Genomic DNA, 25,022 nt, shown 5'->3' on the forward strand with positions numbered 1-25,022 from the left:
ATCGTAGAAACTTTACAGACAACCAATTGATTGCAAGGCTTGTGCGTAATTAGCTTCGGTTTTCTGACCGTAGGATTTAACAGTCAATTGACCAAAAACATCGCTAGCTTGAGCATCTATGGGAATCGAATCACCGCCAAAGTGCATCTGACCTACTCGTTGGATTAGCCTCGAACCTGTAAAAGGTTGTCCGGTTTGAGGGTCAATAGTGTTGGCTGCGCGATCGAGCAACGCCCTTGCGTCCGACCGAAATAAATTTTCTTGTTCTTGAGGATTAAAGTATTGCAATAGTTCATCGGATGTGATAGATTGACCACCATCCAAACGCGATAAGAATTCAGTTCCGCCTGGTTTGGCAGCAATTAGCGATCGCACATCCGAACGATAAGACATAAACTGCTTACTTCCCAAACCGCGTCCGCAATTTCCGGCGCGATCGCAACTGTAAGAACCTACAGATGTATAATCACCTTCCAGAGAACTGATAGCCTTAGATAAAGCATCTAAAACGACACCATTATGGGTGACTTTGCAATCTGCCATTTCTTTAATAAGAAATCCTAAATTTCGGCTATTTGCACTGGGAATTGGAAAGCTATCTTTTTGCTGATAACGCGAATTGTTAGCAGTCGATTCCAGTTGTGGTGGCGTAGCACCTGTTGGAGTTGAGGTACTGTTGCTGACCCTTGGTTCGATGAGTCCCAGGAAAATAGGCATCTTTTCTTGATAGGTGAGCCAAGGAATAGGGCCAATAAAATACGGAGTACAGCCCAAAAACTTCATGCACATACGAAAAAATAGTGCTTGAGATGCTTCACCAGTTGTTTCCTTGACTTCCCAAATCGCCACTTTGAAAGCATTGCCAAACGGGTGTCTTCCGGTAGGTTCTTTACCATTGTTAACCCGCGCCAGTATACCGTGTCCGCCTTTGACTTGTTGGTACTTTCCCGATATCCATTGCTTCCCCAGAACTGTTTCATCTCCAGCTAATTCGATGTGGGCGCAGTCGCGATCGCATTTCACGCTAAACCCTTCGCGATCGCTTCCTGAAATCGTGCGATTTCGCTCCTGTTCCGCTGTTCCAAACGCAACATCAACTAAACCCACAGCCGAACCTACTGCTTGAATCGGGTTAGGAAATTCACTAAAAGGAACCTTACTCAACCCAGGCACTTCTCTAATAAAGACTCTTTCCCAGCCTTTAAACGAGCCAAGGGCTGTATTGGATAGTTCTGGAATTGAATCAGATAAAGAGTAAGCTTCGAGTGGAATATCGTCGAGAGACAGTTCGCCTAATATGGGAGACTTTTGTAAAAGTTGAGCAATTGTTTCGGAACGATTGAAGCCTTGCTCCAGCGAAGCCGCTAATAAGTCATTAATTGGCAATACCTGCTCAATTTTTAAATTTTTCAAGGTGGGAATAGCCTTAACCAAACTGCTAATAGTTTGGAATTTCATGGCTCCGAAATCTGACAACTTGAACTTGGATAAATCTAGACCTACCAGTTGGGCAATCGTGGCTAAGTTGAAATTTTGGAGATAAAAAGATTGTTCAAAATCGCCCAGTCCTAAAAAAGTGTCAGGTTTTTGGCCTGCTACCCAACTACGGGATGGGTCAAATCCTAATTGGGAAACGATATCTGGAGGTACTGTAAAACCTCCATCCGATAAAGCTCCCGGCAAAGAACCAAAAGTAGTCTGACTCCAGTCGGGAATTGCAGCATTTTTAAAAGTTGAGATCTTAATTGCCGCACCCGGTACACTTGCAGGCGGAAATTGAGCTGTAGTGGGAAAGAAAAGGCCACCAAAAACAAAAGCCAAAATAAATCCCAAACAGCATTGACCGAAACGCTTAAATTCCACACTGTTAAAAACCCTTATCAAATGAGCTATCAACATACTGTTCTTCTCCCAATCAATAGGCAGCTGGCACAAAAGGTGGAGTCGTCATACCAGCAGTGCCGCTACGGTAAGGCGTCACTACTGGCGGCACCAACCTTGGAGTTTGATAAACAGGCGCGATGTTAACCGGAGAATAAATTGGGACTTGTTGAGGTGCTTGATAAACCGGAGAATAAACCGGAACCTGCTGAGGCGCTTGATAAACTGGAACAGAGACGGGTATCGATCGCCTGCGACTTGTAGAAGGAACAGCTGGATAAGCTTGCCGATACACTGCGTCTGGTTCCGAATAAACAGGTGCAGACGGCACCATAGGAGATCTGTCCAAGCCGTTACCCGTTCCCAAATCCCGCAGACGCGAAACTATTCTTTCGTTCAAGCCAGAAAGTCCCATTGCCATTTGCAACGGTGTACCCGCCTTCAGGCGCAATAAAAAGTCGTTAATTCGATACCAAAGGTTAGAACGATATTGTAAAATCCCTTGCGCCAAAGCAACTTGCATCCCAGTTGCAAGTGTCTCGTAGCTAACAGAAGAAACTTCGGAATTCCCCGCAGAATTATTAGCCAGATTAACAACATTCGCTCCGTTTGCAGCAGTACGTCCTTGACCGGATACAATTTCGATAACGCTATAACGTGGAACGCCACTTCCTTTAGCTACGCGAAAAGTGTAAACACTTCGATTGCTCGATCGCGAACCGGAACTTGCATCTCTGGTAACAACTGTCAATGTGGTATCTGGAGTAGAATGCAGCCCTGGAAAATTCAAATCGACAATCCGACGCAAGTGTACTACTTGAGCGCCTGGGCTATCGCATTTTCTACCTGAGTGCTGAGATTCTAAACAACCATCCACATCTAAAGTGGCATATTGTGGATTATCCAACCAAATCTTTTCAATAATCTCTCCAGTTGGAATAAAGCTGATATTTACACCGTGACCTGGCACTAGGACAACAGTCGGGGGTTTCGCTCTATTTCCGAGTGCAACGGAGCGATCGATTTGAAGTAAGGCTACCTGACGCCCTTGCCTGACTGGGGCAGCTTGAACATCCTGGTGAAAGACACCCACAAACCCAAAAGTTAAAGGCACTTGTACTAGCAGAAAACTGCAAATTTTACCCTTGTGTGAAAATTGCATGGCTTTACACCTTAACTAAAATTGGAACGATTGATTAACAAAAATCTGAACTTCTTTACCTGCGGATACATACCAAATGTTCGAGCGTTGACGCATCTCTTGTATCGCCATAGCATTTCGCTGCATAATGGACTCCAAAACTGGAGTGAATCCGCCAGACAATACAGTACCCAAAACATTTGGACTATTGCGCTCGATGCTGCGACGACCCAAACCAAATCCCAAACCGGAATTATATTCATAAGACTCGCTGCGAGGCTGATTTAATACTCGGCCAACATTACTCAGCGCACCAAAGAGGAAAGCATTAGCATTCTGCGAGAAAAATTCCCGGCTTTTGTCATCCCATTTTTTAGCAATTAATGGTTCGCCGCCATTTCCCCGAATCTCGATCGCGCCAGGGGGTAAACGATATTCGCTGCCATCGGGAAATACAACAGATTCAGCTGTGGCATTTACCCATCCATTTGACCCCACTGAAGCAACTGTAAACACAATCAAAGTGCCTTGATTGAGAATGGGCTGCCCTTCTGGATTGGATAAAGCAGATTCAAGCCGAACTGCAAAGCGCTGCGCGTTAGGATTAGAAGGCTCGTTGATATCTTTGCTGTAAGCGGTAGTAGTGCCTGACTCCTTCAAAACGGGCGTAATTAAAAAGCCGCTGGCAGTGGTTCCCACCTGAAGGTATTGACCGCTGAGCGAGGAAGGAAAATTAAGGGGTACGGAATTAGGTACCTGCTGTGGCGCTCTGCCCAACAGTACATCTTCTTCCGCATCTACCGCTTGCGTACCAGCCTCTTGAGCAACGTTGGTGGGCTGGGATTGAACTGCTGGCGATCGAGAACCATTCACTAGCAAGCTTTCTTCAGGGTCGATGGCGGCTACTTCGGGTTGGGGTTGAATTGCTGGCGATCGAGAACCATTCAGTAGTAGGCTTTCTTCAGCCGCGTCGTTGCTAGGAGCTTGGTTTGTATAAGGCGCAGGTGCGGTAATAACTCTAACAGCTTTGGGAAGCTCGATCGAGCTTCGTTGGGCTGCCGCGATCGGAACTTGCTCCCCTGGTGAGTACGCCCCCGGCGCAGCTGGGGGCATAACCGTATAAGGGTAAGCACTAACAGGTACTGGGGAAACGCCGATTTGTCCCGGCATAGTTGGTTCTGCTTGCTGAGAGGGGACAGGTACAGCAGCAACTTCTTGGCCGTCGTCCCCAGGAACATCCGCCTGTCCGTAACTACCCACGCTAGCTAGTGCTTGCCATTGTGCGAACGGATCGGGCGGTGGTGATGCCTCTGTTGCACGAGTAGGTTTGGGAGTAGGAGCGATCGGCGGTTCCTTTGGCTGTACCGCTGGAGGTTTAGGAGTAGGAGCGATCGTTGGTGCTGGCGATCGCTCCGACCGTAGCGGCGGAGTCGATCGCACGATCTGCCTCCCTGGTCGATCGAGTGCAACGGGTACAGGTGCTGGCCTATTGGTGGCAGTCGGCACTTGTCGGACTGGGGCTGGCTGGGGTACTGGAACTGGCACCGGAACTCTTTTGACCACTTCTCTGACGATGACTCTGGGCGTTCTCGAAGCTGTGCTAGAAGCTGGTGGTCTTACAACAGGTTTGGCAGTAGGGGTGGGGGCTGGCGTTGAAGTTTGAGCTTGATTTGGAGAAGTATTGCTCGCCGTGGGAGCCACACTTGGACTTGGTATTGCAGTGGGCGTTGGTGTTGGAGTTGGGTTAGAAGGGCTTTTAGCACGATTGAGTGCCGCTAATTGTTCGGCTTGGGTGCCAAGAGCGATTTCGGTCTTGAGTTTTCCAGTTTCATTTTCAGTTGGTGTCGGCGCTGGAGTTACTGCTGGGGTCGGAGTTGGAGTGGGTGGTGCTTGAGCGACTTTCCCGCGATTGAAAACGTTATTGAGAAATAGCCCAGCACTCACGAAAACGACCATTGCACCCATACCGACTAAACCACCTTTAGTCCAAGGGCTATTAGAAAAACTGCGTTCAGTTTTAGACTGGTTTGGATCGTCTAAATCAGACTCGAATAACTCATCGCGAGAAATAATATTATTCGGTGTGCCTTTTTCTTCTCCAGGGGAGTCTGATTTTTTAGCTGGGCGCGGTTCAGTATCCTCTTCAAAATTTACTAACTCGGTTAGCTTTTTGAGGTTCCAAACTGGGCCAGTTTCATCTTCATTTCGATCGCTAGAAGATGGTCGCTCTAAAGATTCTGGAGAACTGCTAGAGCGCTCTGGTAATCCTAGAGACACTTCAGATGAAGGTGAACTACTTTCACTTGCACGTATATTATCTGGATCGAAATCGGCAAATTGAGAATAATTGTCAGTGTTAGCCATTATAAATTCTCCTTAGTTAAATCGCGGATTGCATAGATTTCCAGGCCACTTTGTCGCACCGAATAAACTTTATAACCCAAGTCTGATAGGGTTTCAGTCGGTGCTTTGGGTGCTTCCACAGCTTGAACGTAAATCTCTTTATTAAAGGGAATTACATCGCCTAAATTGCTGGTTTTGTCCATTACCATCAAGTTCGCCACCATTTTGACTTTCCACTTTCCTGGTGCAATTTGGGTAGGCGGTTGAATTTCCAGAGGAACTAAAGTGACTTGAACTGAGCGGTTAAAAACCCCTGCCGGAGTAATTTGCGCTAGCTTAGTGAGAAATTCTTTCCGAAAATCTTCAGACAAAGCGAAACTCGCTTGCCATGACGCTGTGGTAACGCGATTTCGGTTGTCTATTTTTACGCCAGGGTCGGGCTTGGGATTGGCAGCTTCCTCTACAGTAGTAGCTGGTAAAGTTCCCGACCAATTCATCATTAACGTAAAGATATCAGCGACGAATTGGCTAATAACTTTTGGGGTTCTTTCTTTAGAGCCAAGGGGCGCTACTGCTATAGTTTTACCTGTTTCTAATTGCACTAAAGTCGGTGGAGCTTTTCGAGCCAAACCGGAATAAGCACCGTATAGGAGAATTACTCCTAAAAGATTGATAATATGTAACGCCAGAGTGACAACAGCAAAAAGTGCTAAAGTATCGCTGGTGGTAAAGCGCTTTTCTTGTCTTTCTAAAAAGCGCAGACGCTTGGTTGTAGCTGATTCTTCCGTGTAAGGAGTTTGAGGAGAAGCCATAAACAATTCAAAATTCAAAATTCACGCATTCAAAAAATGGGGAAATTCCAGAATTTGGTTTTAGCGACCGAGTATTTTAGAAAATACGAAGCTAGTAACTTGTCCAACGGCGTTAGCACCGCGACGTACATCTTTACCGCCTGCAAGTAAACCGTGCCGAATCACAGTTTGGAGGGCATCGAAAACAGCTTTTCCGGCACCTGCTGCTAACGCTAGGGATAGTATTGGTGCTAATAAACCAACAGCAAAAGCAAAAATCATGGGGTCGTTATCTCCTGCATTTACAACTAATGTGGCGACCAATCCCGTTACGATATTTAAAGACAGTTTGACTAATCCAACTGAGTAAAACCCAATCAACCAAGCAAAGATAGCTTTTTGACCAACCGGAAGGAGAGTACCACCAACTGCTAAAGGGCCAAGTAAAGCTGTTAGTAACCAAGTGATTTCAACTAACCATTGAAAAGCCATACCAAAAGCAATCAGTAACCCTCTAGCCGCCATAACGAGCGTGTTTTGAACGCTGGATTGCAAAGTGTTAACTAAGTTTTGTCCTTGCTGTAAAGGATTGAGAGAATCTAAAAAGTTTTGATAAGACTGTGAAGGATTTGGTGGAGCAGAAGCTTTAGCTTGTTCTACCGCATTATTCACGCAATCTTGCTGTTGAACTGGGTCGGCTTTACTAGCACATTGAGCTAAAATACCACGCGCTAAATCTTCGGAACCAATTTCTAACATTACCTTTTGATAGGCTTCTTGTAGGCTAATGCTAGACGCTGTTTCAGTTAAGATTGTTTGATTAACTTGGTTGATTAATGACCGCATACCTTTGGTAGAATCTGATAAAAGCGAGGCGTTATTTGCCAACAAGCAAATAACTAAAATCGGCCAGATTAGTTCGGCGAAACTGCGGACTTCCTCCCCATCAATCAAATCTTTAGCCCACTGCACCATGAAAATTAGTAAAGTGCCAACGGCGAATAAAATACCCAGATTGGCGAGGGCTGTGTATAAGCCGCCACCCAATACGTCATCCCAAAGTCGATCGAGCGATGCGCTGATAAATTGAGAACCTTGTGCAGATTGATTGACAATTTGAGAAGCTTGGTCTTGCACAGCCCCAAATAAGAGCGACCTTTTCCATAAAAAACTTTGGGATAACATTTCCATCTTGAGTCCACCTAAAACGACCTAGAACAATCTGGCTCTTGAAAAAATACGTAAATTGCCAAAACCCGTACTAACTCGCTCGCTATCTGCGGCTTGGTTTTGACCGTCGATAGCACGAGAAATATTTGTTAAGTTGACATTAGCTAGTTCTTGACGTTGGGCATCTTGTGCCATATCCTGCCTCATGGAGCCGAGAACACCGCTAATTTCTGCATTTTGGGCAGCTATTCGTTTCATGACATTCTGAGTAACTACATCTGACTGAGCGATTTGTGCTTGCTGCTGCACCGTTTGTACTGCTTGTTTGGTAATTTGCAGTTGTTCTTGAGTTCGTTGCTGTCCTTCTTGACTGAGCGTTGCAGATGCAGTTGCTCTAGTAATTTGGCGATCGATCTCGTTGGTTGCTCTTTCTTGTGAATTAATTGGTTCAGCAGAGTTTGATAAATTTTCTTCGACAGTTTTTCGAGTAGCGATCGGATCGGGTATTCCTAAAACGCCTTTAGCTTGCCCTATTGCATTTTGCAAATCGGCATTAATCGACTCTTCTAACGGTTGAATTTTGTCATTTATGACTTGGCTAATATACCGTTGAGCTTCTTCAAAATACTGGAGAAACTGGTTCAATAAACCATTGAAAAAGTCTCCCCCACCCATCGGTATAGTAACAGCACGACTAGGAGCGGCAGAAGCAATTAAAAGCATCGCAGCTAAACCTAAAACAAGCGTGGTTTTTTTGAGGTGTTGGTTCGGTTTCATATTTCCTCCTTGTTGAAAAGAAACTTGCTCAAGCACTTTTACTTAGAGCGACAAGTTGTTTGCTAAACTCTTGGATAGCGATGAATTTATCGCTGTATTTTTGGAAAGCGATCGCACGCGCCGCCTGTTCTTCAGGATTGTTAGCAACTGCTGCTAATAACTCGGCAGACGGATAGTAGCGGCAGTACGTATAAATGCCGTTATCGTCTAACAACCATTGCGAATACATTCCGCTTCGGCGCGGGAAAAAGCTTTCGGTAGAATTTTTGTAAATAATTTCAGGTGGGTATTTGAGAATATTTACAAAGCTATCTGCTGCTGTTGGTTGAATTCTACCGATTAATCTGGTAGACAAGTTTTGGAATATTTTTGCACCACTTGGAGAAGTAGCGATCGTATCGGGATCTTGTGCGGATAAAATAACACGAATACCCGATTTAGCTCCGTTGGCACATAATCTTCCAACTAAAGCGGCGATGCTGTCATATTCAAACAGAATTGGCGATTCATCAATGAAGAAAATACTAGCTTTTGATGCCAAAGCACGCCGTAAAGCTGCTGAATAAGCACTTAAAGAAAGGATGGCTGCATCTTCATCGTTGGAAAGATTTCTGAGGGCGAAAACAAGCAACCTTGCATTACTTCTAAAAGTCGAAGGAAGTGCGATCGCTCTACCAACTCGCGAAGTCAGCCAAAACCGCAAGCGCAGTTTGATTAATTGCAGCGCCGCCGGAATATCGCCAGCCAGTGAATCCAAGCGCAGCCGTTCGGTAGAACAGTAGCTCAGAAAATCGTTTAAAGTGGGCATTTGTTGCCATTCTTGCGATCCAAACCCATGAGTAAATGCGGTGGCGTAGCGATCGCGAATTTGCCAGTCGCTAAAGAAAGCATCCAAAGCTAAAGTTAAAATCGATCGCACAGTGTCCAGAATGGCAGTATCTCTCATCCCGCTGGTGCGTTTTCCACCGATCGCCATTGCCATCAATGCGGAAGTTAAAAAGTCCTTATAATCTTCAAATCGCTCTTTTTGAAGTTGTGGCGATAAGCTACTTAAATCCGGTAATTCAAATAAATTTGAAGACTCTTTTCCAATATCAAAATAAGCGCCATCTTCACCCATAAACCGGGTATAGTCTGTGAAGGTGCTGCTACCATCCGGCTTGGGATAGTCCATCGCTACTACTGGCATTCCCCGCGCTAAAGCTTGCGTTAAAATACCTGCTGCCATTACCGATTTACCAGAGCGAGTTGTACCGAACAGACCTAAATTTTTGTGCCGATCGTATAAGTCGATAAAAACAGGCGTTCCTCCCTCTCCCGCTATTAATTCAAACCCAGTTTTATCGCCGCTTCGCGTGCGGACTAAAGGCATCAAACCCACAACTTCGCTGTTTAGATAAAGTCGGCGGCGATTGAATGGGGTAGTCATCAGACGTTCCCAACATATTGGAAACGTTTGCAGCCAAATTTTCCAAGGATATTCGGTTTCTCTAATCACCCAAGCTGGGCGAAGAAATAAAGATTGCAAGTGACGACACGCTTCGTCTAATTTTTCCCTACTCGGACGGTAAACTAGGAAAACAACAGCAGTATGGATACCGACTGCACCGCGATAGAGTTCAGCTTGAGCCGCCACTGCATCTTCAATTTTTAATAACGAACCGACATCTACAGAACTTTTTTCAGTAGCCAGTTCAGCGCTAACTGTAGACTGTTTGGTAATGCGCTGCATATTGCTTTTTACTAACCCATCGTTAGCTCTCATTAACTGACAATAAATTTCAGTGTCATACACTTCATCGCGTGCCAATACTTTCCATAAATAGGACATTTGGGCATATTTATCTGTCCAACCGCCTGGTTTATCTTGGAAGGTTAAAGCACCTATGTATTTATTTTTGATATGCGTCCAACGGCGATCGGCAACGGGAACTGAAGATTCAGATTCCATTAATAAAGTTGTGGGATGCACATCTGAATATTGATTTTCTCTCAAGCCGTTTTCGTCTAAAACTAATAATTGAGGAATTGGGGGTGGTGGAGTATCGTTAAATCTCGACCACAAATGCGACCACATTTCTTGAGCGGTAAAAGGGCGAATCTCTAAACCCATTTTGTTAGCAAGTAATTGCTCCCAGCGTTGGAAACCATCGATGAAAGAAGCATAAAGTAACTTTTCTACTCGGAAAAAGCGCAGTTCGTGAATTTCTCCGGTGAACTTTTTCCATGACTTTTCGATGAAAGCTAGGGCTTTTTCAATGTTATCCGTTGTCCCTACCGTTTCAGGTTCTATCGTGTAGGTTCCGTACAAGCGGAGGAATTTTGGTTTTCGGATTCCTTGACGAGTTAGCTGCCGTATTCGTGCTTTTTCACTCAAAACTAGATATTGCAGTTCTGGATTTGGTGCTGTTTCTACTACTGTTTCTAGTTCGGCTTGTCGTTCGGCATCTGTGGTGAAAGAACCTAGATGAATAGTCAGCCGTTCGTCAAAAGGTAAGTCTTTTAATCCAGATTCGATCGCATCAAATATCGGGTCAATTTCCTCATCTTTTAAGGTTGAGTGAACCCCAAGGCACTCAAACCCAAACTGGATCGTAAAACTGTCTTCACCTTTTTTGAGTACGTAGGCTCCTATTGGGCGATCGAATAAATTAATTTCCAGCAAGCTAGCTAATTGAAAGGCGTCTTCTAGGGGCGTTACCCGAATCTTGCCAAAGCCATTATCGACCTCACGCTTACCGATTTTTTGTTTAGGTTTAACTCTTTTTTTCTTAGACTTATTGTTATCTAAATACTCGCTCGAATTTTTGGTTTGAAAAAAGTTTAGTATCCCCATTATTTTCTTCCTCGCGTTGCTTTGAAACCTTTTCGTTGTGAGCGTTGTAATTCCATCAAAATTCGTCTATTAGAAATTTTGGATTGATTAACTTCTCTGTTTTCCAGAAGAGGTTGATATAAAGCAAACCCTCTTGTCCAATTAGGAACTGAAATGAATTTAGATAACCACCACCAAGCACCATTTGCTGTAAGTATCCACCAGGTAGCGCATCCCCACCCAGCTGCTAACCCTGTCCACAACCAAGACAGCCCAAATACGGTTTTGCAAACGTAGTAGCTGACTAAACATATTCCTGCCCAAGGAGCAACCTGATTGCCGGGGAATGGCCCCAACTTTGGGGTTTTTCCCAAAGTTGGGTTAACTGGTCTAAATGTGCTAGCAGGTTGAAAAGAGCGCGAATTTGGCATATTTTTTCGATTGGATCGATCGAGAGACCTTTTTGAATTCAAAATACAAATTTTGAATTTTGAATTTTGAATTGATCGGACGTACCTGCAAACAAATTGAAATCGCGCTTACGCTTTTCTTAAGGTGTACCGCCACCGCCACCTGTTCCTTGACCAGTAATTAAAGTGGCAAGGATATCTCCTAATGTCACGACAACCAAAATAATTAGGGGAGTTCTGGCTAAATTTTGCCAATCTTCGTCATTCCTGGCTGCTGCAATTACCCTTACTAAGGATATTGCTAAATACAAAACGAAAATGGCTCGAAGGGTGTTAAATACCAGTGCATATATATCAGTGCCTCCTGCACCACCCGCACCAGCGCCTCCTTCACCCCCGATCGGGAAAGATTGACGCAGCCATTGTTCTGTATTGACAAAGAATTGAGCGTGAGCGGGAGCAGCACTTAAGGTGAGGAACCAGATTGTAGCCATAACTAGAAACAATACGGCTCCCGCTCTTATGTGTCCTCTATTAACTCCGCGAGCTATTTTTGTCAACAATTTGTTAAACTCCTGCCGCCAAATTAATGCGGCAGAACCGAACAAAAATGACACAGACAAAATCAAGTTTGAGAAAGTAAATCTTATGAGTAAATCCACAAACAGTAATCCTGAAGCTGTGTGCATAAGTAACTCGATCGGAATTTGGTTGAGAGCGAGAAAGGTATTGAACCCTCTGCTTTTATTGAAAGGAAAGTTTGGTAATGGCATAACAAAAGTTCAAGCAACTTATTTATTATTAGTACCTTAACTGCTACTTAAATTAAACCGTTCATTGGGTAGAACCTCATTGTTTATCATTTCAATGCTATGGTTTTGTGTTAACTAAGACCGGGGTTGTATTCGCTAACCAAGGGGAATTAATAAGAATTAATACCTTAGAGATAAATAGACTACGACTGAGGTAGTAGAATATTCGAGCGGCGGATAACAATTGAATAAAGCATTTATAATCGGAAGACAAAATAGTTCGATCGTCAATGACTAATAACATGAATGCGCCACCGCCGAAAACCGGAAAAAAAGGTACGTTGCAACTGGCTCAAGAGTTCCTGGGGTGGTTGCTGACAGTATTATTGGCTGTGTTGGGTGGATTTCAAATACTTAGCGGACAATGGCAACACGGAGGAGTATTGCTTGCTATCTCTGCTATTACTTACCCACTCAATCGCTTACCTGAATGGATAAGACTCTTGCTCAGCATACCCGCTGCCCTTTATTTATTCTCAGTGAGTTTGGATTAAGGCGACTATTTTCTAACCTTAGACAGAGGTCAGCGCTGGTAGTTATTAATAAGGAAGGATGCAGATGCAGTGGAAGGACATTGACTTATTACTGGAAGAATTCAGGATTATCTCCATCCAAAGCCTATTAATTGAGAGGCTGGAAACCATTAGCTTTATCGCCAATTTTGGCGTGCAGCGACAGTTGCCTGTTTATATCTGGAATTTAGGACAACAAGCATTCTGGGAAATCCGATTTAGTAGAGCGTCTATTGATTGGTGCTTGTGCGGTGATAGCTGGGAAGCTGTCTTTCCCGCACAAGCTTTAAGCTTTGTGCAACGCTATGCTGGGTCGGCGATGTTTATCGTTGAAAATCTCCAGTCGCTCATGCAAGTATCGGCTGATGCTGATGCGGCAACAAAATCGAGTGCTTTGCGCTTGCGATCGATGTTAGTAAACTTGCTTGGTGAATGGAAAGCTAAGGTTAAGGCTAACCAAAAAGAATCCGTTCCTTACCTGATCCTACTTGGGACGGAGGCAACAGAATTACCCTTGGATTTAGCTTCTGCGATCCCCGAATTGTGGAAACCCTTGCCGGATCTCCAAGAGATTGGTATCCATATAGATTCACTCATACAATCTCCTTTGGCTGCGGGTAAATTGCGCTCGAGCAATTCCCTAGTCTTAGCCGCGACTGGATTGAGTAGAGAAGAAATCACTATAGGTTTAACGTTAGGACTAAAGCACTCACAAGCGACAGGAAACGACGAAACAACAGTTATTAACTACCTTTTGGAATACAAAAAAGAGCGACTCAAGCGCACTCTGGATCTAGATTTCGTTGCACAACCCAATGTTAACGGATTTGGTGGGTTGGATCGATTGCGAAATATGTTCGAGCAGGTCAAGAACCAATATACTGATGCGGCAAGAAACTGTGGCTTACCCCTACCTAAAGGTTGCTTGCTGGTTGGGCCACCCGGAACTGGGAAATCTAGAGCCGTGAAAGCGTGTGCCTATCAATTAGGATTCCCATTGTGCATTTTGGATGTGGGTATCATTGTCGCCAGAGGTGTTGGTTATCTACGGGAAATAATTAGGCGCTTAGAAGCTTTGGCTCCTGTAGTTGTAGGCTTTGACGAATTTGATAAATTGTTCGATACCGAGCGAGTTTCTTCTGGTGAAGCCACTTCAAATCGGCAAATATTAGGGACATTGTTGACTTGGTTGCAGGAAAAAACCAGTTATACTTACGTAATTGCGACTTTAAACCGTTTTAATTCTTTACCTCCAGAACTGACTCGCGAAGGACGGTTCGATCGCAGGATTTACGTCGGTTTTCCTCAGCATATCGAACGTAAGGAAATAATCCAATTGCACGCACAGCGTTTCGATTCGCGTTACCAACATGGTGATGGGCCGTTAACTGAAAGTGAATGGAGACAACTGCTTAACCTGACGCAAAACTTTACGCCAGCAGAGTTAGAGCAGATGGTCGTTAAAGCGGCGAATGCGGTCTTTGAATCTCAGTATTCTGCCGCACGAGCGAGCTTGAGCATTTCTATCCAATTATCACTACAAGACCTACTGGCACAAAGAGGTACGATTTTTACTTTGTTTTCTGCCAGGACTGATGAGGTACTGGCAATGGAAAACCAAGCTAAGTATATTTGCTCACCTGCCAGTTCTCCCGATACTTCAATGTTCGCCCCACCGCTTGTTAGTTATTGGGGTCAGAGGTTGGATCGAAATCAAAACCAGCAACAACTAAGTTAGAACTATGGGTAATAAAAGTTTAGCGGATCGCCTCTGGCGCTGCGATCCGCGCAATCGCGTCGCAGATACTTTTGGCTGGAGCATTGGGATTAGCCTGCTTGCCATGATGTTGGCAGGAGTAATTACTAATTACACTCGCCCTAAAGTGCAAATTACTTTAGGTGATACAAAGTTTACGCTCGAAGTTGCTAATACTCCAGCAACTCAATCTAGGGGGTTGATGAAAAGAACCGCAAGCCAGTTAAAAGAAGGAGGTATGATTTTTCCCGTACAGCCCAGTCGGAACGTAGCAGTTTGGATGAAAGATATGCTGGTGCCTCTTGACATAATATTTCTACGTGAAGGGAAAATTGTCCAGATTATGCACCAAGTTCCTCATTGCGAAGCTAATTTTCCTTGCCGTCCAATTGCGTCGCACGGTCAAGTTGATACCGCGATCGAGCTTTTGGGCGGGACAGCCCAAAGCGTTGGTTTAAAAGAAGGGATGAAACTTAATTTACCGATTTTAAAAAAATAAATAACACTTATTCTTGAATAATTAGGCGCATATACATAAAGTTAGTAAATCCTTATGTATATGCCTAATTAAGTTTATAAATTTAAAATATTATCTTTGGCGTTGTATTATAACTACTAAAGTTATACAGCAGTTTGCGCTGTAATGAGGTACACTAAATTTTCTGGTGCGGTTTGGAATGAATTGGTTTACTAATTGCTACTGTACCTCATAAGAGCGCAAACCGCTGTAACGCTCTTGTGTCACTCTGATGAGAGTATATTCTGAAACCCTTGGTATAAAAGGCTTTTACCTAAAAAATGACTCAAGCCGTCTATAAAATATAAAACGTAGATACCATAAGGCTTTCGCGGCTTGAGTCATTTTTTCTTTAATGAGAGTGACACAAGAGCGGTAAATCTAAAGGCATAGAACGAATCTAACTTAAGTTCGATCTCATATTTAGTTTGTGAAAGCCAGAATATGTGTTATATAAAACAAAAAAGCGTGGCTTACTAATTCCCTTTGATGTTCTCTTTTCAGATGACATCTGGCTAGATTCAGCACTGACAAAACTACCAAAAAAAACTGTCTACTGGTGCTGAAAATGTTTGAATTAATCAGAAACCTTTGTTCTATGCAAGGAAACTCGGTTTTGTACGCTACCTCCGGGCTTTTGAGAGGCGGCGGGAGCAGCTGGCGGATTTACTATACTTTTATAGACAATCAGCCTGCGATTCTAATTGCCAGAGGCACCATTGCAAAAATGTTTGGAGTTTCTGCAATGGCGGTACAAAAATTCATCATTAACTACAAATTTCCTACTTTTGAGGTTACCTTACAGCCTCCTAATAAAAGTAAATTAAGGACTCTTACTCTCTTGTCTACGGCGGTATACTACTGGAAATACCTCTCCAAAAGAAAGAAATTGTCCCATTTATCAACCCGTACTGATGCGCGTTGGGAAAAATTCATGGCTGATTGTGAGAATTTTAAATATGCAGAACTTTTTCCAGAGCCAGAAGCCGTTCAAGATTCAGATTATGTCTGTACGCCTGACTATGATTTTGAAGAAGATATGTCTGAGTATGGTGTTTTATGTGACTGTTTCTTTGAATCTATTGGAATGCTTTCTGTAGTAGTAGATCGGCAAGGTAAATATTGGATTTCACCACAATCCGGTTTGTCTGTAATCGATGCTTCAACAGAATGGTTGGATAAGGATTTGAAGCTTTCTGCTAAGAAAAATCGCCTTTTACAACAACGAGGGTTTTCCGGCAGATATTGTCAACTTATTTATCAAACCCCTCACGGCCATATTTGTTGTGACACCACTTTATCTTTTGAAGATTGGCTCACTATTTGGGGTTACTTCGCTCTCCAAAAAAATCAGAAAGCTCTAGCTTTGTTAAAACTGCTTGCACAAAAACCTTTGGCAAAACTTTTGAAGGAGAAAAGCCATAATTAGGCTGTTGGTTGTTGGGGTAAAAACGAATTGCACTCGCGTTAAGCTCCCTGTGGGAGATGCAGGAGATAGCTAAGAAGATTTTTGGAGCATTTTCCTCATCTTCTTCACCCGCCTCACCTTTTTGTCATGTAAGTTTTGAAAACATGAATATTATCTCTATGCACAGATCGGCTAAATTCATACCCCTGTTACGCCGTGGGGTATGGCGTTATTTGAACATTGAATTAAATGCTTATCAACTACCAGATGAAAGCTTTGTATTCACTTTTCGACAAATAGCAAATCCGGTTGGTAAAGCCAGTCAATCTGTATGGCATTTCCTAGAACAAACAGAAACTGGTGAAGAGGTTTTTGAAGCTTATTTGCCTAACCATATCCTAGCTAATGTTTGTACTTTGGAAACAGCTGCTAAATATTGGCAATATTTAGCATTAACGCCAACTGAACTGACAAAAAAAGCAAAAAACCAACCCGGACAGTTATGGTCTGCTGCTGAACACTACCTCAATTCACAGGCTAATCATTCTAATTCCCAAGCTTCTTTAGTTTCAAGTTCGGAACCCAGTCACTTGAAAGTTATTAAGGTTTTTAACATAAAGTTGCTGGATTCTACAAACGCTTCTTTGCGGGTTTTGGCTTGCAGGCATACCGAACAAGAAATCTTGTATTTAATCGACATGGCTTCTTTTCTGGAACTACTTGGTATTCAATCTGATTGGTTAGCACGTTCTGCGCCTTCGGTTCGTCGCACTTGGAAAGCGTATGGCCTGACAAGCGAGCCTAGATCCTGCTATCTAGAGAATGGAACCCAGGTATTAAGTTTCGCTTTGTCAGATTGTTTAGCAATTTGCGAATATTTAATCCTCAAGAAAGGTAATTCTAGGGCGGCGGACTTTTTGATAGCGCTTGGCCGAATCCCTCTAGAGGCTAGATGTCAGCCATATTCACTCCAAAGCGATCGCACTTGTCAATCCAACAGGTCTGAATTATTGCAGCCTCATTGAAAAAGAGGGTAAAGCTGGCACGACCGATGCCCGCCCCCTTGCATGAACAAAGGCCAAATTTTTATGGCGATCGCTTTCCGACCAAAGACGGCGATCGCCATAAAATTTTATTGCTAAGTATTCTGCTATCGTGAATTAAAGTTATGCTGCCTTATTTGGCTTAGCTTTAGCCCTTTGCTTAAAACTTTCAAAGTCCACAATATTAGATTTTTTAGCAGCATTCCAAACGTCTTTAATAAGGCAGGATAGTTGGGGAATAACAATCAATACAAATTGTCCATTTTGCTTATTTTTTTGAGCAGCAACGTTCATCACGCGAGGCATATCAGACCAATCAGGCACTACCCAATAGACCTCATCATTGACCACAACCAAATGCTTATCTCTAAGGCTTTCATCAAATCCACTATCATTTAAAAATTGAATAATCTTTCTGACCGTCTGTAGAGATATTTTTTCTCTTAGATGGCTAATAGCTCGAATCTCTAAAACTTGCTCCCAGGTGTAAATCACCGTTGGTTTCTTAGGATTGCCGTATTTTTGAGGCACAACAACTTTCGTCCTATCTAAGTAGGCAAGACGACTGGATGTAGTTCCGCAGAGGGCTAAGGTTTCCTGACGAGTAAAGCCGTCCATAGTGCTAGCGCTTAGTGGTCGCAATCTCGATCGTTTAGTAACATACACCTATTTATCCCTTATCTTAACAAAGATTTAATATTTTTGCCAATTTCTAATGTACACCTTATAAAACATTGTGATAAAATCGAAATGTAGCAATGCAAAAGGCTTATGGCTTTAACTTAGGAATGAAAAGGTGGGTTAAAAAAGCGATCGCACCTGAAGCAGACCCATCTATTTGCTGGATGTCTACCTAAATTACGTAATATGCTCGTCAAGCTTGATTTTCAGGAACCTAAAGGAGGTACATGATAGATTCGATGCGTTGGAGAGAGTGGTTTTGGAACCTGCGGAATTTTGTCTCAAATGGGTTAAGAACATCAAGCCGGGAGAAAGAGGCTATTACAAAGCCTGCGTAAAGGTTCTCTCCAAGGTGACAGGATTATCGGAACGAACAATTGAAGGGTGGGGGCCAGACTTTTCAGGCCGTCCTGACTCAGTTGCAGTCACCCTCCGCAAAGAGGACATACTTAACCAAATTAGGCAGTTAGTAAAACCGGATGACTTGTCCGATCTCTTAGACTCTGGTAACTAAATACGTAAATTGCGTATATTGATAGTCAAATAAAAGTAAAAGCCCCGGCTACCAACCGAGGGCACAAAACAAAAAAAACAAGCCTCTATCATGCCACACCCAGCTTCTTTGTGCATCAAAACCAACCCCCCACCCATAGCAATCAGCCTATTTGCCGGAGTAGGAGGCATGGACTTAGGAATGCGATCGGCTGGGTTTGAAATAGCCCTAGCAATAGAAAAAGACCCACTAACAGCAGCCCAATACCGGGAAAACTTCCCCAACACCCCAGTATTGTGCGCCGATGTCACCCAACAGACGGGTCAAGAAATACTTGCTCGTATCGGCAATAACAGAGCGCCAGATCTAGTAGTAGGAGGCCCATCCTGTCAAGGCTTCTCCCGCATCGGCAAACGCGACCCACTAGACTCACGCAACTCTGGCGTTAACCACTTTGTTCGCCTAGTAGGAGAACTCCGTCCCCGCGCCTTCCTCATGGAAAACGTCACCTCCATGCGAGATGAGCGCTACGCAGAACTCGTCAACCACTGTTGGCAGCAACTAAAAAGCTACGGCTACCAAATCCGAGAATGGAAACTCAACGCCGCCAAATACGGCGTCCCCCAATCGAGAGAACGCCTATTCTGGGTCGGTTGCCCAGACACCTCAATCAGCACCCCAGAGCCAGCCCTAGACAAAACCACAGTCTGGGATGCTTTAGGCGATTTAAAGCCATTAGAAGCCCTGCTAGCCCTAGATAACGACATCCTAGAAACCAACTGGCAACCAGGAGAATACAGCCAGTACCTCAACACCATCTTCACCCCACCAACCAACTGGAATCCCCAACGACTAACAGGCTGCACCCTCACCGACCATTCACCAGAAGTAATCGCAAGATTCATCACCGCAGCAAACGGAGAAATCGAGCCAATCAGCCGCCTATACCGCTTAGACTACCAAAAACAATGCACCACCCGAGAGAGCCGGAACAGCAACCCCTCAAGGCGGACACACCGCACCCCGCCCCATTCACCCAGAGTATCCCAGAGTCATCACCGTCCGAGAAGCAGCCAGACTATCCTCATTCCCCGACTGGTTTCAATTTCACCCCACCAAATGGCGAGGACACAGACAAATTGGCAACGCCGTTCCCCCCCTGCTAGCGCGTGCAGTCGGAATGCAGCTAATCGACGCCCTCACCAAAACACAAAGTTTTCCAATCAATCAAATCAACTTAACCCACAACAAAGGGAGCATCACCATGACATCTACCACCACTAACTTCCTAGACAACTACAACTTCCCACCACTCACCAACAGCAAAACAATCAAACTAGCCAAAGAGATAGTAGAATTTGGGTCTGCCCACGCCGCATCCCTCGGAAAAATCAAAGAAGCTGGCTTAGAACTAGGCTACAAATTACTCGAACTTGAAAACGCAGTCGGACAAAGCGAAGTCAAAGAAATCCTCAAGCACAGCTTCCCCAAAGAAATAGTCCGCTACTTGAGAAACCTACTCTGCCAAGCCAAACTGATCGAAAAATGTCCTTCTCTGTACTCACGCATATTATCAATGCCCATCTGCCACACAGCCATACTCCTTGCAGGGACAGAAGAACAAATCGAACAAATCCTCACCAGCGACATCAAATGGACAGTAGAACTACTCAAACAGCGCTTAAAAGCCGATAATCATCACGATACAACCCTACCAATCCCCCAAATCGCCATCAACGCCCCAGTCAAAATCATCGCAGACGCCCCCGACTCAGGAGAAATCGCTAGAGTACAAAATATCGACGACAATAATGTCACAGTCACCAAACTGCATACTGGAGAACTTAGCAAATTCGATATCAACGAAGTCAAACCATTATGTCCCGATACTTATACCTCACTCACCACCATCCTAGCCACCGCAGCTAGCTTACACACCGCATTCAAAGCCGCAGCAGACACAGGAGACCAACGCTTACAGAACGACATCGAAAACAAACTCAACTCCCTAGACAAATCCTGCCGTCAACTCACAGCCAGACTCGCATTAACCGAAAAAGCTGCCAAAAACCTCGCCACCTATGCCGCTGCAACTACCAATGTGGACCTTCCTACAACACAAGAAGAATGCGCGAGTACCTTCCGAGTCTGGAACATCGAAAAAGAAGAAGAGCGAGAACCAATTATAGCCAAAGCACAACTACTAGCCAAACTGAGAACCAAACAAATATTTGCACAACCGACACTAGCAGAACTAGCAATAGCCACAGCCACCATCTTACACAAACCCACCACCAAAAACGCAGGTGGCGGGATTCCCATCAGCACCAGAGAATACAGTGAATTAACCGACCTGGTACAAGAAAAAGACTCAACCATACAACAACTCAAAGCCGAACTAGATGAAGTTAAAGCAAATCGTCAAGTGGTAGCAGAAACACCAGATAATACCATCTCCGAGCGATTAGATGTAATGCAGAAAGAGATGGAATCACTGCGGACTGCATATCAATCGATCGAGCAGAAATACAGCAATGCTGTAACAGAATTAGAATCCTACAAACAACTGGTAGAGAAACAAGAATCAGAAATCAACGCCCTCAAAAACGGCAATACATCAGTTAAGGTGACAGAGGATAGCACTCCTACCGAAACATTCCAACCAAATGACATAGTGAGGATAATTGCCAGTAGCAATCAAGCCTTAATCAATCAAATCGGCATTTTCCGAGAAGTTGAAATAGAAGAAACATCTTTGGGAACAAGAGAAAGAGCCGTAGTCGTGTTAAATCCAGGCACGAGATTTCAAATCCCCGTGCGGATTGCCAATTATCAACAATCATTAGAAAAATTGGCGATAACTAAAGAGGAATTTCTCGTATTTGCACAAGCAGAAGACTTAGTGGAACAAAACAAAGACTTACAAAGTAGAATCGAACACAAGGAATCGAAAATCGATGAAGCAGTTTGTCAGATAGGTCGCTGTCTGGCTCAACTTGGCGTACCTGGGTGGTATGAAAAAGGCGTATATATTGACGACCAAGGACGCACTCATTCAGATGCACGGGCGTTAGAAGAAGGAGTCAAAGCTATCGCTGAAATTCTCGTCAATCTAGAGACACAAGTATCTTATTCAGAACAGTCTGACGAAGACATCGAATTTTAGGTAGTACAGGACTTTTATTCCCAGCGTTCAGCCACAACTAGAGTAATTAATTCGGCTGCTTTATCCAAAGCAAACAAAAACCTGATTTTTTGGTCACCCCGTTAAAAGTTAGTGTCAATCCTAAGCGCCGAACATCCCTTTCGCAGGAATTTAAATACTGTGAATTTAGCTCCAGAATCTCTCTGGCTTTTTTTCCTGACTTTGATTCTGCCCATCGTAGTGTTGCTGCTCTATCAGCAGTTATTCGCATATTTTCAACATATCCACCTTGCAGGAAAGGCGAAATTGTCATCCCAAGAAAAAACCCCAGCCCCAGTATTCCTGCAAGACATCCAGATGCAAGGGCTATAGTACTCCAGGGTTGTAAACTTTCCTTTTTCTTTGCTTCTGAGCGTGCCTCTCGAATTAGTGCTAAAGCTGCGTCTGCGATCGCCTTTTTCTGCCGTGAAATCAGTACCCGCTCGGACAATTCCAACGATTGTTTCAATTCAGCAGAACCCTCTTTGAACATACGTTCTAGCGTGTCAGGGGTTTCAGATAGCAATAATTGCAACTGCCCCAATAAAATGGGAAAGATTATCCCCGGATCGTCAGGTTGCAGATCGGTTAAAGCTACATAATCCCAAACCTTTTGCTGAAAATCTTCAGATTTATCTTTTAACAATCGCTTCAGTAATGGAAAATCCTCCGGTTTTTTTACTTCTTGGGTCATGGCAGCACTCCCGTTTCTGCAAATACAGTTACCGCATCTGCTGTGAAGTTATAGAGTCGGCTTCGTTCCCATACAGGCCAAACTTTTCTCCCATTGCCGTTCGTACTAGCCGATAAAGCTTCTCTAAATGAAATTCCCTCTGCGTTCAATTTATCCCGTTCTCTCTTGGCGAGGCGAGGAAATTCCATTTGAATAATCGGTAAGATTTTGTGACCAGTTTCATCTACATCTTTGATAGTTTTATCTTTCTTATCGATTTCTGGTTTTTCGATAATTGCCTGATTTTGGCTGGCTTTAGGCAACCGAATAATTTTCTGAGTGAGGTATTTTAAATTTGGGTCATTCTCGATGTTTTCCCAATTGCTTGCTATGCCATGATTTCGCACTAGAATGTGTTGGATATGTCCTCCGTAATGCCACAAAGAATTTAAAAATAGATCGAGGCTTTCTTTAAATCCATTCGTGACAAACCAATAATTGATTTGAATTTCCACATCCTTCTCTTCTTCGGGTAGTTGTATTAGAGGTAAGACAGTACGATCGAGCCACGCACGGATGTTTGTATCTGCCTGAGCAGGTAGGTTAACTAAAACTGGTAAATTTTTAGCAGCTGCCCAGTTTAGAATTTCGTCCGCCGCGTCTTCGCGATCGGTATTATCGCTTAATTGTAAGCGGTGAGCTGCTTCTACTTCATTTTTTTGGTACATATTCCACACATCGGGATTGGTGCGATCGCAGTCCACCACAATCACTTGTTTTCCCTTTTTCTGATAGTAGTAAACAATTGCTTTTCCCACCGTCGATTTTCCTATCCCACCAATTTCACCTCCACTGATATGTACAACAATTTGTTGTTTCTCTTCTGCGGAGAGCAGAATTGACGTCTGAGTAGTATTTTCTTCTAAACTTGCTCGATTCTCAAGGTCTTCGCTGCCTTTAATTTCGATGGACATAGCTTTTGTCTCCTGCTTAGTTTTTGAAATTGACTTGCGAGGCATAGTGGTTGCAATAGCTCTGGATATAATTTTCAGGCTTTATTTATTTATGTCACTTTTGCCTAAATAAAACCTTGCCCCTTTGGTAGGGAGGTTAAAAAAGCCTCAGCGTTATGTTTTCTAACAAAAGATAGAGATTAACTCTGTCTTTGCTATTAAATTGGTCTTCTTCCTAATAGCTAAAACCTCAGCGTTATGCTTTCTAACAAAAGATAGAGACTAACTCTGTCTTTGCTATTAAATCGGTCTTCTTCCTAATAGCTATGGTTACTTTCTTTGGTTAGATGCTCCTAGCCATATATGGCGCGAATATATGTAAAGGTAAAGACGCCTGACCTGATAGGGTGAAAAATTAGCCGCTTGTATATAAAGGAGCCACAATGGTTAGTTCGTCCAAAAAGTCAATTAATTTGCAGCAAATTGCCGAACAATTTAAGCGAAATCAGCACGTAACAAGTAAGATCGATCTGACTGGTGAAGCCGTATACATTACCGTTGCTCAGTTGAAGGCGATCGAGAAAAACTTGTCAATTTTACCGGATAAATGTGCGTTGATCCGCATTACGGGAGCGACTACTGAAGAAGGGGAACAGAGATATTACAGCAATACTTTAACTGTCTACCTTGATGACGATAATAAGGCTGGGGTTTTTGATACGCAATTTCAACCAATCGAAGGTTTTAAGTTCATCAAATACGAAACTGGTTATGAAGGGTATCAGGATATCCTCATCGGAGATACCGAGTTGCGAATTGATTTATCTCGTTCATCTGTTTATAACGAAGATTTGCGCTTACCAGAAAAAGAACGGAAAGTAGGGATAAAAAAAGGGGTAGGTGCGCCTATTCCTAAATTGTTAGCATCGGTGCCGCATCCCACTGTTCCTTTGCGCGATTTAGAAGATGGCCTGGTTTACAAAGTATTAAAAAAAACAGGGAAAAGTACTTCTTTTGAGCGCTTGCGGTGGCGTTACTTAATCCAAGAGCCAAATGGGGAAGAATTTGAGGTTTATGGGAACGGCGATTTGGATACTTTAGTAGAGCAAAGAGGGTGTCCCTGTGAGTTTCAAATAATTGAGAGAGTTCCTTATAAGGAAGGACAGATCATCAAACTCGCTGCCCCGGAGGTAGCTTCGTTTGCTGAGCTAATAATTTGATGTTTTTTCCACGCAAATATGGCTTTGGTATTTATCCTGCAATGGGCGCATAACGTTACTGTCGCCGAGATTAATAATTGCCAGAGCCATTTGTGTAGTAAAACACGAAAAATAAAGCGACCTTTACAGGCCGCTTTCCAACTTAAAAATCATCTGGAGCATTGGGGTCGAGATAGACATACTCAACCAATTCAGGCTCAATATCTCCATCATCTTCTAAGGAATCAAAACCACCGCTAAGATAGTCGTAATAATCTTCAGCATCCATATCTAAAGGCAACTCATCCAGCGGAGTGCCATTACGCAAAGCTTCAGCCTGCCGAACAATTTGCTCATCAGAATATCCCTGAACAACCAAACCCTCAACATAATCCTCACCCAGCTTCTCATCCAAAGCAAACTCCCTATCAAACCGTCCCAAAAAATCAGAATACATAACTCT

General features: G+C 43.6%; 21 protein-coding genes and 2 pseudogenes. 10 read left to right on the forward strand and 13 right to left on the reverse strand.

Translation table 11 applies throughout. The features are described 5' to 3' along the window. Window positions 1-12: 12 nt before the first annotated feature. The 9 genes from ACE1CD_RS19240 to ACE1CD_RS19280 all read right to left on the reverse strand — a co-directional run bounded on the left by ACE1CD_RS19240 (window position 13) and on the right by ACE1CD_RS19280 (window position 12,101). Entirely contained in the window at window positions 13-1,899 is a 1,887-nt protein-coding gene (locus tag ACE1CD_RS19240; protein WP_374794820.1) for a M23 family peptidase, read from the reverse strand. A gap of 16 nt (window positions 1,900-1,915) precedes the next feature. Beyond that, the gene (locus ACE1CD_RS19245) at window positions 1,916-3,043 is read right to left on the reverse strand and encodes a hypothetical protein (RefSeq protein WP_374794821.1); all 1,128 of its coding nucleotides are present in this window, start codon (window positions 3,041-3,043) and stop codon (window positions 1,916-1,918) included. Between the two features lie 15 nt (window positions 3,044-3,058). Then, window positions 3,059-5,386, reverse strand: a complete 2,328-nt coding sequence (locus tag ACE1CD_RS19250; protein ID WP_374794822.1) for a TrbI/VirB10 family protein — start codon at window positions 5,384-5,386, stop codon at window positions 3,059-3,061. Beyond that, on the reverse strand, window positions 5,386-6,177 hold the full coding sequence (locus tag ACE1CD_RS19255; protein ID WP_374794823.1) for a hypothetical protein: 792 nt from the start codon (window positions 6,175-6,177) through the stop codon (window positions 5,386-5,388). Before ACE1CD_RS19255 ends, ACE1CD_RS19250 begins: the two co-directional genes overlap by 1 nt. A 60-nt stretch (window positions 6,178-6,237) precedes the next feature. Continuing rightward, the gene (locus ACE1CD_RS19260; protein WP_374794824.1) at window positions 6,238-7,347 is read right to left on the reverse strand and encodes a hypothetical protein; all 1,110 of its coding nucleotides are present in this window, start codon (window positions 7,345-7,347) and stop codon (window positions 6,238-6,240) included. Between the two features lie 21 nt (window positions 7,348-7,368). Continuing rightward, on the reverse strand, window positions 7,369-8,103 hold the full coding sequence (locus ACE1CD_RS19265) for a hypothetical protein (RefSeq protein ID WP_374794825.1): 735 nt from the start codon (window positions 8,101-8,103) through the stop codon (window positions 7,369-7,371). A gap of 28 nt (window positions 8,104-8,131) precedes the next feature. Further along, window positions 8,132-10,939: a hypothetical protein gene (locus tag ACE1CD_RS19270; RefSeq protein WP_374794826.1), complete on the reverse strand. Its 2,808-nt coding sequence runs from the start codon at window positions 10,937-10,939 to the stop codon at window positions 8,132-8,134. Next, entirely contained in the window at window positions 10,939-11,349 is a 411-nt protein-coding gene (locus ACE1CD_RS19275) for a hypothetical protein (protein ID WP_374794827.1), read from the reverse strand. The genes ACE1CD_RS19270 and ACE1CD_RS19275 overlap by 1 nt, the downstream gene beginning before the upstream one ends. A gap of 119 nt (window positions 11,350-11,468) precedes the next feature. After that, the gene (locus ACE1CD_RS19280; RefSeq protein WP_374794828.1) at window positions 11,469-12,101 is read right to left on the reverse strand and encodes a hypothetical protein; all 633 of its coding nucleotides are present in this window, start codon (window positions 12,099-12,101) and stop codon (window positions 11,469-11,471) included. A gap of 269 nt (window positions 12,102-12,370) precedes the next feature. On the opposite strand from ACE1CD_RS19280, the gene ACE1CD_RS19285 reads away from it, so the two are divergent. From ACE1CD_RS19285 to ACE1CD_RS19305, 5 genes are all read left to right on the forward strand, one after another. Further along, window positions 12,371-12,634 carry a hypothetical protein gene (locus ACE1CD_RS19285; protein ID WP_374794829.1) on the forward strand — a complete coding sequence of 88 codons (264 nt, stop codon included), beginning with the start codon at window positions 12,371-12,373 and terminating at the stop codon, window positions 12,632-12,634. Window positions 12,635-12,698: 64 nt separating this feature from the next. Continuing rightward, on the forward strand, window positions 12,699-14,390 hold the full coding sequence (locus ACE1CD_RS19290) for an AAA family ATPase (RefSeq protein ID WP_374794830.1): 1,692 nt from the start codon (window positions 12,699-12,701) through the stop codon (window positions 14,388-14,390). 4 nt (window positions 14,391-14,394) lie between these two features. Beyond that, complete coding sequence (locus ACE1CD_RS19295; RefSeq protein ID WP_374794831.1) at window positions 14,395-14,907, forward strand: DUF192 domain-containing protein; 513 nt, start codon at window positions 14,395-14,397, stop codon at window positions 14,905-14,907. Between the two features lie 586 nt (window positions 14,908-15,493). Beyond that, window positions 15,494-16,354 carry a hypothetical protein gene (locus ACE1CD_RS19300; RefSeq protein WP_374794832.1) on the forward strand — a complete coding sequence of 287 codons (861 nt, stop codon included), beginning with the start codon at window positions 15,494-15,496 and terminating at the stop codon, window positions 16,352-16,354. Between the two features lie 143 nt (window positions 16,355-16,497). Then, a complete protein-coding gene (locus ACE1CD_RS19305) occupies window positions 16,498-17,358 on the forward strand; it encodes a hypothetical protein (RefSeq protein WP_374794833.1) in 861 nt (286 codons plus the stop codon). Between the two features lie 141 nt (window positions 17,359-17,499). Here ACE1CD_RS19305 and ACE1CD_RS19310 read toward each other — a convergent pair whose 3' ends face one another. Continuing rightward, window positions 17,500-17,994 (reverse strand): MerR family transcriptional regulator, encoded by a 495-nt coding sequence (locus tag ACE1CD_RS19310; RefSeq protein WP_374794834.1) that lies wholly within the window; start codon window positions 17,992-17,994, stop codon window positions 17,500-17,502. A gap of 322 nt (window positions 17,995-18,316) precedes the next feature. Here ACE1CD_RS19310 and ACE1CD_RS19315 point away from each other — a divergent pair, with 322 nt between their 5' ends. The 4 genes and pseudogenes from ACE1CD_RS19315 (at window position 18,317) to ACE1CD_RS19330 (ending at window position 21,716) form a co-directional block, all read left to right on the forward strand. Next, the gene (locus ACE1CD_RS19315; protein ID WP_374794835.1) at window positions 18,317-18,571 is read left to right on the forward strand and encodes a hypothetical protein; all 255 of its coding nucleotides are present in this window, start codon (window positions 18,317-18,319) and stop codon (window positions 18,569-18,571) included. 90 nt (window positions 18,572-18,661) lie between these two features. Further along, window positions 18,662-19,450 (forward strand): annotated as a pseudogene (locus ACE1CD_RS19320) (DNA cytosine methyltransferase); the annotation flags it as partial. 154 nt (window positions 19,451-19,604) lie between these two features. Further along, a pseudogene (locus ACE1CD_RS19325) lies at window positions 19,605-19,679 on the forward strand (DNA cytosine methyltransferase); the annotation flags it as partial. Between the two features lie 135 nt (window positions 19,680-19,814). Beyond that, window positions 19,815-21,716, forward strand: a complete 1,902-nt coding sequence (locus ACE1CD_RS19330; RefSeq protein ID WP_374794836.1) for a hypothetical protein — start codon at window positions 19,815-19,817, stop codon at window positions 21,714-21,716. Window positions 21,717-21,762: 46 nt separating this feature from the next. On the opposite strand, the gene ACE1CD_RS19335 is transcribed toward ACE1CD_RS19330, so the two are convergent. Both ACE1CD_RS19335 and ACE1CD_RS19340 read right to left on the reverse strand, forming a co-directional pair. Next, window positions 21,763-22,428, reverse strand: coding sequence for a DUF6753 family protein (locus ACE1CD_RS19335; RefSeq protein ID WP_374794837.1), 666 nt, complete (start codon window positions 22,426-22,428; stop codon window positions 21,763-21,765). Further along, window positions 22,425-23,381 (reverse strand): hypothetical protein, encoded by a 957-nt coding sequence (locus ACE1CD_RS19340; protein WP_374794838.1) that lies wholly within the window; start codon window positions 23,379-23,381, stop codon window positions 22,425-22,427. The genes ACE1CD_RS19335 and ACE1CD_RS19340 overlap by 4 nt, the downstream gene beginning before the upstream one ends. Window positions 23,382-23,803: 422 nt before the next feature. Between ACE1CD_RS19340 and ACE1CD_RS19345 the strand changes: the two genes are divergently transcribed. Further along, window positions 23,804-24,580, forward strand: a complete 777-nt coding sequence (locus tag ACE1CD_RS19345) for a hypothetical protein (protein WP_374794839.1) — start codon at window positions 23,804-23,806, stop codon at window positions 24,578-24,580. Between the two features lie 142 nt (window positions 24,581-24,722). On the opposite strand, the gene ACE1CD_RS19350 is transcribed toward ACE1CD_RS19345, so the two are convergent. After that, a complete protein-coding gene (locus tag ACE1CD_RS19350) occupies window positions 24,723-25,016 on the reverse strand; it encodes a hypothetical protein (protein ID WP_374794840.1) in 294 nt (97 codons plus the stop codon). Window positions 25,017-25,022: the final 6 nt, after the last annotated feature.

It is taken from the genome of Aerosakkonema sp. BLCC-F183 (assembly GCF_041929145.1).
GTDB lineage: Bacteria > Cyanobacteriota > Cyanobacteriia > Cyanobacteriales > Aerosakkonemataceae > Aerosakkonema.

What these genes read in the sequence shown, in the direction of transcription:
- ACE1CD_RS19240 (WP_374794820.1), bottom strand. Translation starts at nt 1,899, where the DNA reads ATGTTGATAGCTCATTTGATAAGGGTTTTTAACAGTGTGGAATTTAAG.
- ACE1CD_RS19245 (WP_374794821.1), bottom strand. Translation starts at nt 3,043, where the DNA reads ATGCAATTTTCACACAAGGGTAAAATTTGCAGTTTTCTGCTAGTACAA.
- ACE1CD_RS19250 (WP_374794822.1), bottom strand. Translation starts at nt 5,386, where the DNA reads ATGGCTAACACTGACAATTATTCTCAATTTGCCGATTTCGATCCAGAT.
- ACE1CD_RS19255 (WP_374794823.1), bottom strand. Translation starts at nt 6,177, where the DNA reads ATGGCTTCTCCTCAAACTCCTTACACGGAAGAATCAGCTACAACCAAG.
- ACE1CD_RS19260 (WP_374794824.1), bottom strand. Translation starts at nt 7,347, where the DNA reads ATGGAAATGTTATCCCAAAGTTTTTTATGGAAAAGGTCGCTCTTATTT.
- ACE1CD_RS19265 (WP_374794825.1), bottom strand. Translation starts at nt 8,103, where the DNA reads ATGAAACCGAACCAACACCTCAAAAAAACCACGCTTGTTTTAGGTTTA.
- ACE1CD_RS19270 (WP_374794826.1), bottom strand. Translation starts at nt 10,939, where the DNA reads ATGGGGATACTAAACTTTTTTCAAACCAAAAATTCGAGCGAGTATTTA.
- ACE1CD_RS19275 (WP_374794827.1), bottom strand. Translation starts at nt 11,349, where the DNA reads ATGCCAAATTCGCGCTCTTTTCAACCTGCTAGCACATTTAGACCAGTT.
- ACE1CD_RS19280 (WP_374794828.1), bottom strand. Translation starts at nt 12,101, where the DNA reads ATGCCATTACCAAACTTTCCTTTCAATAAAAGCAGAGGGTTCAATACC.
- ACE1CD_RS19285 (WP_374794829.1), top strand. Translation starts at nt 12,371, where the DNA reads ATGACTAATAACATGAATGCGCCACCGCCGAAAACCGGAAAAAAAGGT.
- ACE1CD_RS19290 (WP_374794830.1), top strand. Translation starts at nt 12,699, where the DNA reads ATGCAGTGGAAGGACATTGACTTATTACTGGAAGAATTCAGGATTATC.
- ACE1CD_RS19295 (WP_374794831.1), top strand. Translation starts at nt 14,395, where the DNA reads ATGGGTAATAAAAGTTTAGCGGATCGCCTCTGGCGCTGCGATCCGCGC.
- ACE1CD_RS19300 (WP_374794832.1), top strand. Translation starts at nt 15,494, where the DNA reads ATGTTTGAATTAATCAGAAACCTTTGTTCTATGCAAGGAAACTCGGTT.
- ACE1CD_RS19305 (WP_374794833.1), top strand. Translation starts at nt 16,498, where the DNA reads ATGAATATTATCTCTATGCACAGATCGGCTAAATTCATACCCCTGTTA.
- ACE1CD_RS19310 (WP_374794834.1), bottom strand. Translation starts at nt 17,994, where the DNA reads ATGGACGGCTTTACTCGTCAGGAAACCTTAGCCCTCTGCGGAACTACA.
- ACE1CD_RS19330 (WP_374794836.1), top strand. Translation starts at nt 19,815, where the DNA reads ATGACATCTACCACCACTAACTTCCTAGACAACTACAACTTCCCACCA.
- ACE1CD_RS19335 (WP_374794837.1), bottom strand. Translation starts at nt 22,428, where the DNA reads ATGACCCAAGAAGTAAAAAAACCGGAGGATTTTCCATTACTGAAGCGA.
- ACE1CD_RS19340 (WP_374794838.1), bottom strand. Translation starts at nt 23,381, where the DNA reads ATGTCCATCGAAATTAAAGGCAGCGAAGACCTTGAGAATCGAGCAAGT.
- ACE1CD_RS19345 (WP_374794839.1), top strand. Translation starts at nt 23,804, where the DNA reads ATGGTTAGTTCGTCCAAAAAGTCAATTAATTTGCAGCAAATTGCCGAA.
- ACE1CD_RS19350 (WP_374794840.1), bottom strand. Translation starts at nt 25,016, where the DNA reads ATGTATTCTGATTTTTTGGGACGGTTTGATAGGGAGTTTGCTTTGGAT.